Annotated in this window: 18 protein-coding genes; 13 read left to right on the top strand and 5 right to left on the bottom strand. The window is 36.7% G+C overall.

Going from position 1 to position 17,968, the window contains the following annotated elements:
- Positions 1-2 precede the first annotated feature (2 nt).
- Together SJY23_RS04855 and SJY23_RS04850 are read left to right on the top strand one after the other, a co-directional pair.
- Positions 3-1,355, top strand: a complete 1,353-nt coding sequence (locus tag SJY23_RS04855; RefSeq protein WP_396597663.1) for an undecaprenyl-phosphate glucose phosphotransferase — start codon at positions 3-5, stop codon at positions 1,353-1,355.
- Positions 1,339-2,139, top strand: a complete 801-nt coding sequence (locus SJY23_RS04850; protein WP_396597662.1) for a glycosyltransferase family 2 protein — start codon at positions 1,339-1,341, stop codon at positions 2,137-2,139. The genes SJY23_RS04855 and SJY23_RS04850 overlap by 17 nt, the downstream gene beginning before the upstream one ends.
- Here the strand turns inward: SJY23_RS04850 and SJY23_RS04845 are convergent.
- Entirely contained in the window at positions 2,136-3,419 is a 1,284-nt protein-coding gene (locus tag SJY23_RS04845) for a phenylacetate--CoA ligase family protein (RefSeq protein WP_396598098.1), read from the bottom strand. The two genes, SJY23_RS04850 and SJY23_RS04845, sit on opposite strands and share 4 nt — an antisense overlap.
- Before the next feature lie 91 nt (positions 3,420-3,510).
- Between SJY23_RS04845 and purD the strand changes: the two genes are divergently transcribed.
- Positions 3,511-4,779, top strand: a complete 1,269-nt coding sequence (gene purD / locus SJY23_RS04840) for a phosphoribosylamine--glycine ligase (protein WP_396597661.1) — start codon at positions 3,511-3,513, stop codon at positions 4,777-4,779.
- 4 nt (positions 4,780-4,783) lie between these two features.
- Here purD and SJY23_RS04835 read toward each other — a convergent pair whose 3' ends face one another.
- The gene (locus SJY23_RS04835) at positions 4,784-5,047 is read right to left on the bottom strand and encodes a uracil phosphoribosyltransferase (RefSeq protein ID WP_396597660.1); all 264 of its coding nucleotides are present in this window, start codon (positions 5,045-5,047) and stop codon (positions 4,784-4,786) included.
- Between the two features lie 81 nt (positions 5,048-5,128).
- On the opposite strand from SJY23_RS04835, the gene SJY23_RS04830 reads away from it, so the two are divergent.
- From SJY23_RS04830 to SJY23_RS04815, 4 genes are all read left to right on the top strand, one after another.
- A complete protein-coding gene (locus tag SJY23_RS04830; RefSeq protein WP_396597659.1) occupies positions 5,129-6,055 on the top strand; it encodes a hypothetical protein in 927 nt (308 codons plus the stop codon).
- Positions 6,056-6,234: 179 nt separating this feature from the next.
- Complete coding sequence (locus SJY23_RS04825; RefSeq protein WP_396597658.1) at positions 6,235-6,846, top strand: DUF4254 domain-containing protein; 612 nt, start codon at positions 6,235-6,237, stop codon at positions 6,844-6,846.
- A gap of 58 nt (positions 6,847-6,904) precedes the next feature.
- Positions 6,905-7,918 (top strand): glycosyltransferase family 9 protein, encoded by a 1,014-nt coding sequence (locus SJY23_RS04820; protein ID WP_396597657.1) that lies wholly within the window; start codon positions 6,905-6,907, stop codon positions 7,916-7,918.
- 57 nt (positions 7,919-7,975) lie between these two features.
- Complete coding sequence (locus SJY23_RS04815) at positions 7,976-8,929, top strand: NAD(P)H-dependent flavin oxidoreductase (protein ID WP_396597656.1); 954 nt, start codon at positions 7,976-7,978, stop codon at positions 8,927-8,929.
- 90 nt (positions 8,930-9,019) lie between these two features.
- Here the strand turns inward: SJY23_RS04815 and SJY23_RS04810 are convergent, their stop codons facing one another.
- The 3 genes from SJY23_RS04810 to SJY23_RS04800 form a co-directional block, all read right to left on the bottom strand.
- Positions 9,020-9,682, bottom strand: coding sequence for an ATP-binding cassette domain-containing protein (locus tag SJY23_RS04810; protein WP_396597655.1), 663 nt, complete (start codon positions 9,680-9,682; stop codon positions 9,020-9,022).
- Positions 9,683-10,107: 425 nt separating this feature from the next.
- Positions 10,108-10,425, bottom strand: coding sequence for a hypothetical protein (locus SJY23_RS04805; RefSeq protein ID WP_396597654.1), 318 nt, complete (start codon positions 10,423-10,425; stop codon positions 10,108-10,110).
- Between the two features lie 252 nt (positions 10,426-10,677).
- Positions 10,678-11,730, bottom strand: coding sequence for a 2Fe-2S iron-sulfur cluster-binding protein (locus SJY23_RS04800; RefSeq protein ID WP_396597653.1), 1,053 nt, complete (start codon positions 11,728-11,730; stop codon positions 10,678-10,680).
- A 93-nt stretch (positions 11,731-11,823) separates the two neighbouring features.
- On the opposite strand from SJY23_RS04800, the gene SJY23_RS04795 reads away from it, so the two are divergent.
- The 6 genes from SJY23_RS04795 to SJY23_RS04770 all read left to right on the top strand — a co-directional run bounded on the left by SJY23_RS04795 (position 11,824) and on the right by SJY23_RS04770 (position 17,893).
- Positions 11,824-13,293 carry a DUF5687 family protein gene (locus tag SJY23_RS04795; RefSeq protein ID WP_396597652.1) on the top strand — a complete coding sequence of 490 codons (1,470 nt, stop codon included), beginning with the start codon at positions 11,824-11,826 and terminating at the stop codon, positions 13,291-13,293.
- An 8-nt stretch (positions 13,294-13,301) separates the two neighbouring features.
- On the top strand, positions 13,302-14,018 hold the full coding sequence (locus tag SJY23_RS04790) for an ABC transporter ATP-binding protein (RefSeq protein WP_396597651.1): 717 nt from the start codon (positions 13,302-13,304) through the stop codon (positions 14,016-14,018).
- 330 nt (positions 14,019-14,348) lie between these two features.
- The gene (locus SJY23_RS04785) at positions 14,349-16,892 is read left to right on the top strand and encodes a hypothetical protein (protein WP_396597650.1); all 2,544 of its coding nucleotides are present in this window, start codon (positions 14,349-14,351) and stop codon (positions 16,890-16,892) included.
- A gap of 17 nt (positions 16,893-16,909) precedes the next feature.
- Positions 16,910-17,314, top strand: a complete 405-nt coding sequence (locus SJY23_RS04780) for a polymer-forming cytoskeletal protein (RefSeq protein ID WP_035335147.1) — start codon at positions 16,910-16,912, stop codon at positions 17,312-17,314.
- The gene (locus tag SJY23_RS04775) at positions 17,283-17,498 is read left to right on the top strand and encodes an AtpZ/AtpI family protein (RefSeq protein ID WP_035335148.1); all 216 of its coding nucleotides are present in this window, start codon (positions 17,283-17,285) and stop codon (positions 17,496-17,498) included. Before SJY23_RS04780 ends, SJY23_RS04775 begins: the two co-directional genes overlap by 32 nt.
- Before the next feature lie 2 nt (positions 17,499-17,500).
- Positions 17,501-17,893 carry a DUF6168 family protein gene (locus tag SJY23_RS04770; protein WP_396597649.1) on the top strand — a complete coding sequence of 131 codons (393 nt, stop codon included), beginning with the start codon at positions 17,501-17,503 and terminating at the stop codon, positions 17,891-17,893.
- Positions 17,894-17,968 lie beyond the last annotated feature (75 nt).

Genomic DNA, 17,968 nt, shown 5'->3' with positions numbered 1-17,968 from the left:
GTATGGCGCAACGCGTAGGTAGGTATTCCTTTTACATAAGACCCATAATTTATGTTATAGACCTAGTAATTATTTTATTACTAGCTAGGGTATGCCTCATTATGAATGAGGATTTTGTGGTGTTCTCATTGTATATCACGACAACTTGGATTTTATCAACCATCAAGTCAGATTTTTATGAAGTTTATAGGTATACTAAGCCTACACGTATAGTATCCCTTTTACTATTACAGTTATTCATTTTTGCATTACTTGTTTTTGCATTCTTCGGTCTATTTCAAACAGTAGACGCCTCTCCAATAGCTGTGTTTCTATATGTTTTATATGTTTTTATAGGTGTAGGGATCAATAAATTTGGAGTATTCTATTTGTTAAAAACGTATAGAGCAGTTTTAGGAGGTAACCATCGTCGTGTTGTTATTTTAGGCTGGAATGTGCAAGTTAAGGAGCTTAAAAAGTTTTTTGATGAAAACAAAAGGTATGGTTATGTAGTGAGTAGCACCTTTGATATAAAAGACCCAAGTGTATCTCTTGACAGTATATTTAATTACATATTAGAGAATAGTGTAGATGAGGTTTACTGCTCAGTAGAGCAGTTTACTAATGAAGAGTTGAGAGAGATATCTGAATTTACAGATAACAATCTTAAGATATTAAAATTTATTCCAGACAGCCGCGAGATTTTCACAAAGAAACTAGAATATCAATACCTAGGGATTACTCCCATTCTATCATTGCGTACCATCCCTATAGATAAACCATTAAATCAGTTTATTAAGCGTGCGTTTGACATCGTTCTTTCTATTGCGGTACTTGTAGGCGTATTATCATGGCTTACCCCTTTGCTTGCAATTTTAATAAAGCTCGACTCTAAAGGGACTGTGTTTTTCAAACAGAAACGTAACGGATTAGATTATCACGAGTTTTACTGCTATAAATTTCGCTCTATGAGAGATAATGAGAAGGCAGATATTGAGCAAGTGAGTAAAAATGATAGTCGTATTACTAGAGTAGGTCGCTTCCTACGTAAAACCAGTATGGATGAATTACCGCAATTCATTAATGTCCTTAAGGGAGACATGTCTGTCGTGGGGCCTAGACCTCATATGGTGAGACATACTCATATGTATGCAGAGCGTATAGATAAATTTATGGTGCGTCACTTTATAAAACCTGGAATCACTGGTCTTGCCCAAGTGAGTGGTTACAGAGGAGAAATAGAGACTGAAGAGGATATAGTAAACCGCGTAAAATTTGACATATTCTACGTAGAAAATTGGTCACTCTTCTTAGATATTAAAATTGTTTTTAATACTATTTATAAAGCTATTGTAGGAGATGACAAAGCTTACTAAAAATGACATACAGCCACTAGTCTCCATTATCACTCCGCTGTATAATGCAGCACCATTTATTGCTCAAACTATCGCGAGTATTCAAGCACAAACGTATCAAAACTGGGAGCAAATTATCGTAGATGATTGCTCGACAGATAATTCTGTTGATATTGTAAGAGCCCTAGCAGCTCTTGATGATAGAATTAAACTTATTACGCTTTCGCGAAATAGTGGTGCCGCACACACCCGCAACATTGCAACAGAAGCTGCCCAAGGAAAATACATTGCATTCTTAGATTCTGACGACTTATGGAATGCAGAAAAACTCCAGAAGCAAATTGCCTTCATGCAAAAAACAGCTTGTGACGTTTCTTATACCAGCTATGTACATATAGATGAACATGGAAAACCACTTGGTAAACGCATCGTGGCATTACCAGAGCTCCATTACAAAAAGCAACACAGCAATAACTATGTGGGAAATCTCACTGGTATTTACAATGCAACCTCAATAGGTAAAATAAGCGCTCCAGACGTTAGAAAAAGACAAGACTGGGCGCTGTGGTTAGACGCGATAAAGAAGAGCGGAAAACCCGCCTTAGGTTTGCAAGAAGATCTGGCTTTTTATAGAGTGCGTGAAGGCTCGATGAGCTCAAATAAATTAAATCTCGTTAAGTACAACTATCAGTTTTACAAAACTTGCTTAGGATATTCTCACATAGTAGCTGCATTATGTTTACTCCGCTTTTTCTGGGAGTACTTCGTAGTAAGACCTGAATGGATACAGCGATATGATGTCTAAGAAACGAGAGAAGTAAACTGTTTGAGTTTACCTCTATCACTACGGTCCAGTGCGGCTACTTTTTCAAAAGTTAGCTTTAGTCCATCTTCAAGATAAGTAGCGGTAGCTTTTTCAATATTTCTTTTTTCTTGAGCATTAAGTGGTCTCTCAGAGGTATAAATAAATTTAAATGAATCTTGAGCAGTTTGCTCAATAATGAACTCACTTACATTGCCATCTTCCTCTATAATACTCTTGGTCACATAATAAAATGTTAGGCCAGGAACTACTTTGCCGCTAGGTAGCCGTGCAATATCACTTGTTCTTCCTTGAAGATTTTCTAAAATAGGTTTTTTAAGTGTGCTTAGTGGTGATAACGATCCCATATCACCTATATCATAACGTATAAAAGGATGTGCTTTATTATAAAAAGATGTGATTACAATACGCCCTACCACACCGTGAGGTACAGGCTTATCGTTATCATCAAGAATTTCGACAAATAACAACTCACTATCTACCTCTAACTGATTCTCCTTATTTTGAAAGGCTATAAGTCCTACTTCTGAGGCTCCATATTCATTAATGATTGGGACATTAAATTGCTCCTGCATTAATTGTAAATCATCGGGAAATAGCATTTCACTAGTGACAATACATGCTTTAAGAGTAGGACAGATATCAGTGAGTATAATTTGGTGCTTTTTCAAATGCTTAGCAAGTAATACAATGCTACTTGTGTAGCCATTTATATAGTCAAAAGGTGTCTTGCTAAATTTTTTAACCATATCTGCAAGCTTGTGCTCACAAAGATCAAAAATGGGAAAACGATATCTGTTACCTAGTTTATCCTTGAGTCTTTCCTTTTGATAGGCAATCGTTGTAAGCGGAATCCCATAAAAACGAGCCTGTTTTGAGGTGTCCAGGTCAAGATGATACCAGTTGTACCTCCTTTGGAAACTCACCCAGCTCAATGCATGAGCGTCTTTATCTTTTGCAAAAACAAAAGGATGTCCAGAAGATCCAGAGGTCTTACCTACATATACCGTCTTGCGGTCGTAGTTTTGAGAAAGCCTGTTTTCAAGAGGCTGTTGTAAATCTGATTTTGTTAGCACTGGCAGTGTTTCCCAGTCTTTTTCACCTCTTTCGGTAAGGAGACTTTTATAAAAGGAATTATAAATCTCGTGATGGGTAACTATCTTTTTTTTCTGCTCAGATATATATGCTGCATATTCACTTTCTGGGATATCTATGATACGTTGTAATTCCGCTTTCGCGAAAGCGGTATCAAATCCCTTCATTTTTAAAGCCCAGTTGAATAAATTCACATCGTCTTAATTAGGGAGCCAAAATACAAACATTTATTTTTGTCTAAACGCAAAATATACCATAATGAATATCTTAATCTTAGGTTCTGGAGGACGCGAGCATACATTTGCTTATAAACTAGCACAGAGCGAGCAATGTGATTCACTTTTTGTTGCACCAGGTAATGCAGGTACTGCTCAAATTGCAACGAATGTTGCCATAGGCGTAACCGATTTTGAAGCCATCAAAGCCTTAGTGATTAAGGAACAAATAACAATGGTTGTTGTAGGACCTGAGGATCCGCTTGTGCAAGGAGTATATGACTTCTTTAAAGCAGATGAAGCTCTCAAAAACGTTGCTGTCATTGGGCCAAGTAAGGAAGGAGCAGAACTTGAAGGGAGCAAGGAGCGCGCAAAGGAATTTATGATTGCTCATGATATTCCTACGGCTGCCTACGAAGCCTTTACAGTAGAAACACTAGAGAAAGGACAAGCGTTTTTAGAAACTTTAAACCCTCCATATGTTTTAAAAGCAGATGGTCTTGCGGCGGGTAAAGGAGTTTTAATCATAGAAGATCTTAATGAGGCAAAGAAGGAACTAGCGAGTATGCTTGGCGGTAAATTTGGCGATGCAAGTACAACCGTAGTCATAGAAGAGTTTCTAGACGGAATCGAGCTTAGTGTTTTTGTACTTACAGATGGTAAAAACTATAAAGTGCTTCCTACTGCCAAAGATTACAAACGTATAGGTGAAGGTGATAAAGGACTTAACACCGGAGGAATGGGTGCAATAAGCCCAGTTCCATTTGCAGATGATGCTTTTATGAAAAAAATAGAAGACCGCATTGTAAAGCCTACGGTTAATGGTCTTACTAAAGAAAATATAGATTACAAGGGATTCATATTTATTGGTCTTATCAAAGTAGGAGATGACCCTAAGGTAATTGAGTACAATGTACGCATGGGTGATCCTGAGACCGAGGTAGTATTACCACGTATTCAGTCTGATCTTGTATCACTTTTTAAAGCGGTTGATAATCAAACATTAGACCAGCAAGAGTTTAAGCTAGATGCTAGAAGTGCGGCTACAGTAATGCTTGTTTCTGGAGGATATCCAGAAGCTTATGATAAAGGAAAAGTAATCACAGGACTTGAAAATATTGAAGGTTCTATTGCTTTTCATGCAGGAACAACAGAAAAAGATGGCGCAGTAGTTACTAATGGAGGTAGGGTGATTGCAATCACATCCTTTGATAAAGATTACAGAGAGGCCATAAAAAAATCCTACCAGAATATAGAAAAACTACATTTTGATAGGATAAATTATCGTACAGATATAGGTTTTGACCTATAGTAAATTAAAGGTTGCTTTCTAGCTCGCTGTTTTTACCTAAGAAACCGTGAGCTTTTGCCTCGCGGTATTCTGTATCGTTATCGTCATACTTTTTGATTTCCATAATCCAGTATACGATTGCAGCTGCACAAATGAGCATAAATAACCAGTTTACTCCGTTAGCAAGCAACCAGTTGCTCAATTCTAATTCGGCAAGGGCGTTAAAAGGTGCAAATAAAGTTGCTTCTGCAAATTCTTCAATGCCTTCGAAAAATCCTGTCAAACTCATAATGTTGTATGTTTACAATATTGAAATCTTAATTACACATCACATAAAGATGTTATTGCAAAAATAGGAAAAAAACTAGCTATGCTCACAAGATTTTTTGGGACTTCAAAACCACTCGCCATTGCGCTTGTTTTGATATATATGACCTTGGGGTTTTTCTATAGCCATAGGGATATATTTACAGAGCCATTTACATGGCTAGGCATATCTGTAACGTTAGGTATGTGGTTACTTTATGTACTCACTATGTTTATATTGAGCTTCGTTTCTCAAAAAAATGACCTTACCAAGCGATCTTCATATGGAGTACTGTTGTTTGCAGCATTTAGTCTAGCATTACCAGTAGCCCTAAAGGATCACGCCATATTAATAGCAGGTTTTTTTATCTTAATCGCGCTGCGTAGAATCATTAGTTTCAAGTCAGAATTACACATGGAGCGCAAGATTTTTGACGCGGCATTATGGATACTATTAGCGTCACTTGCCTTTTATTTTAGCTGGTTGTACGTTATAGCGATTTATCTAGCGTTACTTTTTTATAGAATTACGGTAGTAAGATATCTCTTTATACCACTATTAGCACTACTAAGTTTTGGTGTGATTTATTATTCCATTTTATTATTCCAAGTAGGAGACCCGTCTGAGGTTTCGTTATCATTTCAACCCATATCACTAGATTTTACAGCTTATAATAATCTACAAGTGCTCGGTGCAATCGCTTTCTTCATTGGGACATTATTGTGGACCTTCTGGAAGTATCTAGGTAAACAACGAAGAGCCTCTACTGGATCAAAAAGTAGATACTCCGTTATTTTAGGAATACTAGCTGTAGGGTTATTAGTAATCTTGTTTACCACTACAAAAACTGGAGCAGAGTGGTATTTTATTATTCCTGTAATGACCATTATTGTAAGCAATTATCTAGAAAACACAGAGAGCCTGCTCTTTAAGGAAAGCTTACTATGGTTTATCATATTATTACCTATTCTTATTCATCTACTACCTTAATTTTATAGCTCTTGTTTCTAAATTCAAGGGTACTGTTAACAAGTAAAGGCAGTGGGCTATTCCAAATCAAAAAATAATATCTTTGTAGACAATGCATGTTGCCCGTAATCCTTAGGGATTTTAACCGTTATCCGACGCACTAGGCATTATAGAACAATTACATTATAGAAAACAATTATATGTTTACAGAAAAGGCAAACGCCATTTTTAAAGAAGCAATCGATACCTATCATTTAGTAAATACGGTAGACCAACCTTTTACTAATAAGTATGATAAAAATGAAGATTTATTGGGTCATTTGTTGTACAGAAAATGCTGGATAGATACGGTACAGTGGCACTATGAAGACATCATTCGTGATCCGCAGATTGATCCAGTAGCAGCCTTGACTCTAAAACGTAAGATTGATGCGTCTAACCAAGATCGTACAGATATGGTTGAATATATTGACAGCTATTTTCTTGAGAAATATAACAACGTTGAGGTTAAAGAAGGCGCTACCATTAATACAGAAAGTCCGGCTTGGGGAGTAGATCGCTTATCTATTCTAGCGCTCAAAGTGTACCACATGGACGAGGAAGCAACTCGCACAGATGCTAGTGATGCACACCGAGCAGCTTGTAAAACTAAACTTGATATATTACTAGAACAACGCGTAGACCTTTCGACAGCGATAGATACTTTGCTTGAGGATATCTCAAAGGGAGATAAGTACATGAAAGTCTATAAGCAGATGAAAATGTATAATGACGATGAGCTCAACCCAGTACTGCGCAATATCAAAAAATAATTATCTGTTGAAGGATTTAATTTAAAATTGATAAACCCTTCACAAGTCTAGCGAGATAATGGCTCAACAAAAACACATGCTCATCATTCGTCTCTCTGCAATGGGAGACGTTGCGATGACAGTGCCTGTGGTGTACGCTTTCGCGAAAGCGAACCCAGAAATAAAAATATCCTTCCTTTCAAAACCTTTTTTTAGGCCTATTGTTGAGGCAATACCTAATGTAACCTTTATCGCTGCCGAAGTTAATACCATACACAAAGGCGTAAGCGGTATGTGGAAATTATCGCGCCAACTTAAAAAGTTAGGAATTACCCATGTAGCAGATATGCACAATGTAATTCGGTCAAAAATGCTGCGTAAGTTTCTTAATCTTCCCAGCGTTTGCCTAGATAAAGGTAGACCAGATAAAAAAGCACTTACTAGAAGTACAGATAAAGTTTTTAAAGCCCTTAAGACCACAATAGCTAGATATCAAGATGTTATTGAAGGGTTAGATGGACGTCATTTTATACCAGAATCACTCCCTAAACCTAACAAACAAGAGGAGGTTGTAGAGTTTACTGCTGGTTGTCATAAAAAGTGGATTGGCATTGCGCCATTTGCAGCACATCAAGGGAAGCAATATCCACTAGACTTGATGGAACAGGTTATTAGACAGCTAGATGGTAAAAAAGAATACAATTTATTCCTTTTTGGAGCACCAGATGAGGAGGAGATACTAAAAGATCTTTCTCAAGGTTGCATGATGACAAAGGTGGTTGCCGGAAAACTCAAATTCAAAGAAGAAATTAATCTTATCAGTCAGCTGGATGGTATGCTCGCTATGGATAGCGGTAATGCACACCTAGCAGCAATGTATGGGATTCCTACCATAACGTTGTGGGGAGTAACGCACCCACATGCAGGATTTGCACCATTTAATCAAGAAGCAAACTGCCTACTTTCAGATAGAAAAAAGTATCCAGAAATACCGACTTCTATTTATGGAAACGTAGTGCCAGAAGGGTATGAGGATGTGATGACGACTGTCTTACCTGTTAATATTGTTGACAAAATCACGGATACGATCTAATATAAAAGTATTATGCACGCATAATAAGATTGATTATATTTGTTTAAATTGAATGTTATGAGCACAACAAAACCTACCCTAAAAGATTTACTTGGAATTACACATCCTATCATTATGGCACCTATGTTTTTGGTATCTAATGTAGCGATGCTCAAAGCCGGAATGGAAAACGGAATTGCTGCTTGTGTGCCAGCACTCAATTATAGAACGATAGATGAGCTTAAGGCTGCAATTACTGAGCTTAAGGCTGCCAAGGTTCCTGGAGGAGCTTTTGGTATTAACCTCATTGTAAATAAGTCAAACATGAAATACCCTGCACAGCTGGAAGCGGCTTGTGAGCTAGGGGTAGACTTTATAATTACATCCTTAGGATCACCACAGATGGTGATTGAGCAGGCAAAACCTAAGGGAATCAAAGTATTTTGTGACGTAACAGATCTTGGTTACTCAAAAAAGGTGGAGGCTATGGGCTGTGATGCTCTTGTGGCTGTAAATAATCAAGCAGGAGGACACAGAGGTAACATCGCTCCCGAAGCATTAATAAAAGAACTTAATGAAAACTGTACAATTCCAGTAATCACTGCTGGAGGCGTTGCAAATAAAGCAGATCTAGAGCGCGCCATGTCTTACGGCGCCATAGGAGCAAGTATAGGAAGCCCTTTTATAGCATCAGAAGAGGCTCCAGTATCTCAAGAATACAAGCAAGCTTGTGTGGACTTTGGTGCTAAGGATATCGTGATGACTCAAAAGATTTCTGGTACACCTTGTACTGTCATAAACACGCCTTACGTTCAAAAGATAGGGACTAAGCAAACGTGGTTAGAAGGCTTACTCAACAAGAATAAGAAGCTTAAGAAGTGGGTAAAAGCGATTCGTTTTGCAAAAGGGATGCGTGACACCACAAAAGCAGCGCAGAGTGCTACATATAAAACAGTTTGGGTAGCAGGGCCATCCATAGAAGAAACGACTGCTATAGAGCCTGTAGCTGCTATTATTAAAAAATTTATATAGAAGTACGCTTTCGCGAAAATTTGAGATGTCATCTCGACGCTAGGAGAGATCACACAAGTAGCTCAAGGCGGAAATTTTCAGAAAGTTTGCTTACCTCAAATAACCAAAATTTTTCAGATCTTTTGAGGTATGAACTTCATGAGCAACACCATCTTTTAATACCAAGTTCTTAGTAGAAACATCAAATACATCTGTATAATAGTGATCTGTGAGTATGATTCCTTTTTTCGCTTTAAACGAAATTAAAAACTCTTTTATTTTTTCCTTGTAAAGCGGTTCTATCATAGAGAAAGGTTCATCAAGCATTAAGAAAGAATGGTTGAGGTTTGCGACAAGTAGTAATTCTAGATAGCGTATTTCTCCCATGGAGAGTAGGCCTGCCTTTCTCGAAGCAATTTTTTCAATAAATGGAGCTCTAAAGATGGTGTCTTGAGCATCACCACTTTCATGAAATAGGGGAATAATATCTCTCACTTTTAAATGCTTAGGCAAGAAACTTTCTTGCGGTAAGTAACCGATAAGTTGCTCAGGTATGATGTTTTTAGGTGCTATGGATGTACCATTTATGCTAAGCTCTAAGCGCGTAGGTTTAAGTGTTCCAAAAAGAATTTTGAGAAGGGTAGATTTTCCACATCCATTTTTTCCAAAAAGTCCTAAGACATCTCCTGTACTAAGATTAAAAGATACATCTGTGAGTATGTTTTTCCTTCCAAAGTTTTTGTAGAGATCGTGTACATTGAGTTCATTTTTCATATAAACGGGAGTACAAAAACAGTGAGTATACAGGCAAGAACAAAATTTATCGCCCATATACGTAGTATCAGATAGCGCTTTGTAAATCCGAGATTATAATACATATAATATTGCTGCTTCTGAAAATACGCAAATGCCAAAACGCCTAAACCAGTGCCAAAAACTCCAAAAATAATGATGGTGGTAATTATCCCTACAGAAACGCGTTCACTAGCGGGAACGTGAACAAGCCCAAACACTAAGCAAATGCCTGCGGCGTATAAAGTTACATCACGGTAATAGGTCCACATGGATTAAAAGTATGCTTTCAAGTCTAATCATATATTCAGACAAGATATATCTATATAAACCAAGACTGTTAAACTTTAGTATAACATCAACACCCTAAGTTGAGTATAGCTAGAGCTGCATGTTTTTTAAGTACGCTATATTTTATAGACTCCCTTACCACCATGCTGAGCGATGACAAGGCTATTAAATTCCTTTAAAAATGATTTTTTATCTAAGGCATACTTTTCTGCAGTAGCTCTAAGTCCTTTTTTGAGCGTAGCATTTTTCTTAAGAATGGAAACTAAAAACCAAATAAGTATGGCTATTATTAAGACTCCTAGTGCGAGCATTGTCATTTCTATAATATTCTTCTCTGAATAAGTAACACGTTTTCCAGAAATAAAAATGCTGTAAATACCAAATAGTCCAGCTACTGCAAAACCCACATATCTTACATTATAGGTGGTTTTCATAAACAATATATAGCTATCAACTTGGGCTTGAAGTGTTTGAGGCGGTAGTGTTGTTAGTATTGGAAATTCCTGTTGGTTTACATTCATTGTATTGTTCAATAAGTTTAGTGATTCCTTTTGTGAAAATTTTCATTCTAGTAAAAGAAGCCTGCAATATATCTACAAATGATAAGTACATGCAAGTGTTTAAAAAGAAAAAACTCATTAAGTAGCTATACCTAATGAGTTTTAAAAATATGTTATCGTAAAAGACTACACATCATCATAGTCTACCACAATCGAAGCTGAGGTAGGGTGCGCCTGGCAGGTAAGTATTAATCCTTCGGCTACTTCTGAGTCTGTTAAGATTTGGTTTTGTGACATAACTGCTGTTCCTTCTGTTACACGAGCAATACAGCTGCTGCATATGCCGCCTTGACAAGAATGTGGAGCATCTATGTCTTGATCTAAAGCTGCATCAAGAATAACGGCATCCTTCTCCATAGTAAATTCAAACTCCTCATCATCACAAACCACTTTGATAGCAGTTTTACCATCTAGGTTGGCGTCAATAGTCACCTCTTCTGTACTTGCTGTAAAAAGTTCGAAGTGTATGTTTTCTTCTTTGGTGTCGTTTTCCTTAAGCACTTTAGAAACTTCTTTGATCATGGCTTCTGGACCACATAAGAAGTACTCGTTAAAGTCATTTGCCGCATATTTGTTTTTCACTACAAAATTAACTGTAGCCTTCATAATACGTCCAAAATGTGCTCCATCTACTCGTGTTTGAGAGTAAATAAACTCTATAGAGAAACGATCTTTATACTGGTCACGTAAGGCTATTAACTCATCGCGGAACATGGCTTCTTTTTCGGTGCGGTTTCCGTACACTAGAACAAATTTACTATCTGCAGACTGTGATAATGTAGTCTTAATCATTGATAAGATAGGCGTGATTCCTGATCCTGCGGCAAAGGCTGCGTAGGTTTGCGCTTTCGCGAAAGCGGAATTTTCAATTTTAAATCGTCCTTCTGGTGTATGAACGTCCATGGTATCACCCTCTTTTAACTCACGGTTTGCATAGGTGGAAAAGGTACCATTCTCAACTTCTTTTATCGCAACAGTAAGTCCTTCTTGAGGAGTGCTGCAAAGAGAATATGCGCGACGAACTTCCTCGCCATTAATTTGAGTTTTTAAAGTTATATATTGTCCTGCAGAGAAGTTGAAATCTTCTTTAAGTGAATCTGGAACAGCAAAAGTTACTGCCACAGATTTTTCTGTAACGCGCGTAATGCTTTGTATATGAAGTGTATGGAATTGTGACATTATGTTTTTTTTGTAAAAATACAAACGATTGCGTTTTGTATGTAACATTATCGAGAGTTTAAATACCTATACCTCGCTAAATAACCTGTAATTATGGTAAAACAATTTATAAGTCTAGAGTGGAAGGCTTTTTTTAGAAGTGCTTCTTTTCAAACCAACCTCGCTCTCAAGATCTTGATGATTTTTGGGGTGTTGATGATGATATTGTACTTAGGAGGTGCAGGTGTAGGACTCTATTTCCTTCTTGAGAAAATGGATCTCGAACCATTTACTACGGTAAATATGTTTATGATTTATTATGTAGTGGGTGATCTCATTATAAGATATATGGGTCAGAAAATGCCAGTAGTAAACATCAAACCACTATTACTACTGCCTTTTAAGAAAACCAAAATTGTAAAATTTGCACTAGGGAAGACGGTGCTTTCTTTCTGGAACTGGATGCATGCATTTTTCTTTATTCCATTTTCTATTGTATTAATCACACAAGGCTTTAATCCGCTGGGAGTATTGGTGTGGCATATTGCAATGTTCTGTTTTATATATGCAAATAACTTTATCAATGTCTTTTTGAATGATAAGTTGTGGTTAGTAATAGGTATGGGAGTGCTTTTTGCACTTCTAGGCGCTGCTCAGTATTATGAATATTTTGATATTACTGCTTTCACTCAGCCGTTCTTTCAAGGGTTGTATGAAATTAAGTGGACGGTTATTTTCCCTATAGCACTACTTGTTGTGGTGGCAACCATCGCATTTAAATATTTCTTAGCACGATTATACCTTGATGCAGGGCTGGCAAAAAAGGTGAGTGAAGCAAGCGGTGGAGATTTAGGATGGTTAGACCGTTTTGGGAAACAATCTACATTTCTCAAAAATGACATTAGACTTATAATGAGAAATAAACGCTCTAAGACTACGGTCTTTATGAGTATGATGTTTTTGTTTTATGGATTGTTGTTTTTTGGAGATGCTATAGAGGTTTATAGTGGTCCGTTCTGGATGATGTTTGCGGCAGTGTTTGTGTCGGGAGGGTTTTTATTCAGTTTTGGTCAGTTTGTTCCATCATGGGATAGTGCTTACTATCCTCTCATGATGACACAAAATATTGCTTATAAAGAGTATTTAAAATCAAAGTGGTTACTAGTGGTAATTGCGACCCTTATCTCTGCGGTACTTTGTATTCCTTATGTTTATTTTGGAGTAGATGTACTACTCGCCATCATTGTAGGCGCCATTTTTAATATGGGAATTAACGCTCACTTAGTATTACTAGGCGGTGCGTTTATAAAAACACCTATAGACTTGCAGAGTGGTAAAAAAGCCTTTGGAGATAAGAGCTCTTTTAACCTTAAAACATTACTCGTGAGCTTGCCAAAAATGCTTGGACCTATGGCTTTATATGCTATAGGCCACTTTACAGTAGGGCCTATGCTAGGGTATGCACTTGTTGCTATAGTAGGATTGATAGGTTTTGCCTTTAGAGATAAAGTGTTTAACCAGATTATTAAAATATATAAGAGCGAGAAGTATAAAACGCTTGATGCTTACAAACAAACTAAATAACAGAGACTATGATTACTATAAACAATTTATCAAAATCATATAGTGGAGTAACAGTTCTTAATCTTGAAGGTTTTGAGATTCCTAAGGGACAATCTTTTGGACTCGTAGGTAATAACGGCGCGGGAAAAACAACACTTTTTAGCTGTTTGCTAGATCTTATCCAGCCTACTTCTGGTTATATAGAAAATGGAGGAGTAAAAGTGAATGAAAGTGAAGACTGGAAAACACACACCGCATCTTTTATAGACGAGACTTTTCTCATAGGTTACTTAACACCAGAGGAATACTTTTACTTCATAGGAGACTTGAGAGGTGAGAATAAGGCAGATGTAGATGCGTTACTTGCAACTTTTGAAGATTTCTTTAATGATGAGATTATAGGAAAGCGCAAGTATTTGCGTGATCTCTCTAAGGGAAATCAGAAAAAAGTGGGTATTGTAGCTACACTTATAGGAAAGCCTGATGTTATTATTTTAGATGAACCTTTTGCAAATCTAGATCCAACTACGCAAATAAGGCTTAAGGGAATCATCAAGCAAATGGCAATCGATAAGGAGGTTACAGTACTAGTTTCAAGTCATGATTTACAGCACGTAACAGAAGTTTGTGAGCGTATTGTAGTGCTTGAGAAAGGAGAACTTGTAAAGGACATTATTACCTCACCGGCTACTCTTAAAGAGCTAGAAGGTTATTTTGCTGGCAATGAGGTAATCACAGGGGTGTAAATTTTGGGTAAAAAAAATGGTCACAATAAAGTAACCATTTCCTAAGTTCCCCAACTTAATTGTTCAAACCTTATAAAGGTCTGAACAGTAAAAATACTAAAGTGCTTGCAATCAACGATGAACATGGGGTAATTTTTATGAAAAAATTTCAAACGATTGCGTAAATACGCTTTTTGATACTTTTTTACTGGAAATAGGATACTTCTTAATAAGTGAATACTATTTAATTACGGATAGAAATCTTCGTTTTTTCAAAAAGAAGCGTATTTTTACGAGCCTCCATACTAATTACGGTAAATTACAGTTCCCTTTAGTAAAAACAAATAAGGTTTGAAATTACTCTTAAGACGTTTATTCTTTACTGGTGTTATTACACTATCTCTATCGAGTTGCTCTCGTAAGAACGATTCTTTTTTGAGCCGTAACTTCCATGCTGTTACTACAGAGTTCAATACATTGTATAATGGAAACGTTGCGCTAGAAGAAGGTAAGAACTCCCTCGTGCAAACCTTTAATGATAATTATTGGGATGTTTTACCTATTGAGCGCATCGCTTTTGAAGAAAATACAGCTCTAGGAGAAGAGAATAGAGACCCTAACTTCTTACGAGCAGAAGAAAAAGCCATAAAGGCAATACAAAACCATGCTATGAAAATAGATGGTGAGGAACGCAACCCACAAATGGATGAAGCTTTTCTTCTATTGGGTAAAGCACGTTACTACGATCAGCAGTTTGTACCTGCTTTAGAGGCTTTTAATTATGTACTCGCATATTATCCCAAGAGTAATAACATAGCACAAGCCAAGGTCTGGAAGGCAAAAACAAATATTAGGCTTGAGAATAATGAGGTAGCGATTAAAAATCTTAAACAAATTTTTGAGGTAGAAAAAGACCTCAAAGATCAAGACATTGCAGATGCCCATGCAATGCTCACGCAAGCATATCTCAACCTTGGTATTCAAGATAGCGCATTTCAATATATACAAAGTGCGGCAAAGCTTACAAGAAAATCTGAAGAGCGCGGTCGCTACAACTATATTTTAGGCCAATTATACAATAGAGCAGGCGAGTATTCACTCGCAAATGAAGCGTTTCAAGATGTTATTGATCTCAACCGTAAAATACCACGTAAATACCATATTAACGCACGCTTGGAGCAAATGCGTAACTACGATTATAAAGTGGTAGATACGCTAGTAGTAAGAGAGCGCTTAGATAAAATGGTTCGTAACCGTGAGAATAGACCATTTTTAGATAAAATCTATTACGCAAAAGCAGACTTCTTTATGAGAACAGGAAGAGAAGACTCTGCAATTGTTAATTATAATAAGTCTTTAAGGCAAAGTAGTACAGATGATTACTTGCTTTCTAGAGATTACCTAGCACTCGCAGATTACAATTTTGAGCAGGCCTCGTATAAAATTGCGGGAGCATATTATGATAGTGTTATAGGAAAAATTAATGATCGTAGCCGTGAGTATCGTACTATCAAGAAAAAGCGAGAGAATCTAACTGACGTTATAGATTATGAAAACCTCACACAGCGCAATGATAGCATCATTGCTTTAGTGACACTTTCAGAAGACTCACTTACGGCTTATTTTGATAACTACATTGCTCAAATTAAAGCAAAAAAGGAAGCAGATTCTATTGCACGTGTTGATAAAATACGTAACAATGAATTTTTTAATGCTTCAGGTAGTGGAGCTAGAGAATCCGGTGGAGAGCCAGGAGAGTTTTATTTCTATAATGATGTAGCAGTTGCATACGGAAAACAGTCTTTTGAAAGAAGATGGGGGAAACGCCGTCTCGTGGATGGATGGAGATTATCTTCTGTACAATCTGTACCTCTTAATTCGAGTAACTTGCCAGTTGCCTTAGATAATCCAGATCTTGACGGAGAAAAAGACATGACTACGGCAGATTATATTGCAAGCTTACCAAGGGAGAAGGCTCAAATAGATAGTCTGTTAAAAGAACGCGACTTTGCTTACTTCCAGCTAGGTCTTATTTATAAAGAGAAATTTAAAGAATATCCTCTGGCAGCCCAGCGATTAGAAAAATTACTAACTTTTAATCCAGATGAAAAGTTGGTGCTTCCTGCATTATACAATCTCTACCAAGTGTATGGGACTATGGACGCTTCCGCGAAAGCGAATACCTACAAAAATAAAATTACAACGGAATATCCAGATTCTCGTTACGCAACTCGCATCAATAATCCAAACAAAGCATTAGCAGCCGATGCAGAGTCGCCAGAAGAGGTGTACAAAGGATTATATAAGAGATTCCAAAATCAAAACTTTGTAAATCTCGAGAGCGATTTAAATAAAAGAATCGATCAGTTTTATGGTGACCCTTATTTACCAAAGTTCGAATTACTTAAAGCAACAGTCGCTGGAAGATATGAAGGGTATGAGGCTTATAAGAAAGGGTTGAGCTATGTAGCACTTACATATCCTCGCACAGAAGAAGGAAAGAAAGCACAAAGCCTACTGCAAAATGCACTCCCTACCATGAAGTTTGATCAATTTGATGACGAGTCTATTGCAATTAACTATAAAATAATCTATCCATTTAAAAATAGTAATATTCAAGGAGCAAGAGATTTACAGCAAAAACTTTTAGAAAGTTTTGAGGAGGTGGGCTATACGGAGTTTTCAACCTCTATAGATGTTTATGATGCACAACAATCATTTGTTGTAATTCATTATTTAAGTAGCCGCAGCCAGGCAGAAGGCCTAGTGGAGTTGCTTAGTACTAATAAAGATATTTTGATAACGTTACCTAGTATGGTAATCGCATCAGAGAATTATAAAATAATTCAAATGCATAAAAATCTTGATGCATACAAAGCACAAGATTCAAATTAACTGATTAATTTTTACTCATGTTTTCAGACAATAAGAAAGGAAAAGGACCTGATCTATCTAACCAGCAGAACCGCATAAGCCAGGGTACAACGCTTAAAGGTGATGTCACCTCAGAAGGTGGTTTTCGTATTGATGGCGTTATACATGGTAATATTACCTCACCTAATAAAATTGTAATAGGTAAAACAGGTGTGGTACTAGGAACCCTTATTTGTAATGATGCAGATGTAGAAGGAAAAATAGAGGGTAAACTAGAAATTAAGAACCTTCTTTCTATAAAAACAGCTGCTCATATTGAGGGCGAAGTAATTACAGGCAAGCTAGCTGTAGAGCCAGGGGCGACCTTTAATGCATCATGCGTTATGAAGGGAAGCGTAAAAACACTGTCTAATGGCAAAGGAAAAGAAGGGCGCTCAGCTTAATAGGTGGGTTAAATTTTCTACCATACCTTTTCAGATGGGAGCAACCATCTACTTAGGTAATTTACTAGGAACATGGCTCGATGTGAGATATGAAACAGAGTGGGTGGAAACAACAATCACATTAATTGCAGTTTTTCTTTCTATTTATATTGTAATCAAAGGGGTTATACAACTTAACAAGTAGTCGTGATAAAAAAAATACTCCTCTATGTTGCTGTCGCTGTGGCTACTTTTTTTATCAGTTACAGCTTACATAATTATATATTGATCTCTATAGACAATACCCCTCCTTATAATTTGAGAGATGTATATATCTTTCATCTATCATTATCACTTTTTATCGTTTTGTTATTTGAGTTGATCATTTATTTTTTAAAGGAATTTAAAGATCAAATAGGATTTTTATACTTAGGGTCTATTGTCTTAAAAATGATGCTCTTCTTTGTTATTTTTAGAGAATTACTGTCAACAAGCTTACAATTGTCAAAAACAGATAAATTATCATTACTCATTCCTATTGCTATTTTCATAATTTATGAGGTGATGATAGTTGTTAAAATGCTAAACAGAGCGGATTAATTTTGAAATAATTAAGAAATGCATTTTATTTTCAAGAAAATGAGTATTTTTGCACAAAATTTAAGGTTACGTTAT

It is taken from the genome of Dokdonia sp. R86516 (assembly GCF_044596715.1).
Lineage (GTDB): Bacteria > Bacteroidota > Bacteroidia > Flavobacteriales > Flavobacteriaceae > Dokdonia.
This window is presented reverse-complemented; position numbering and strand designations above follow the sequence as displayed.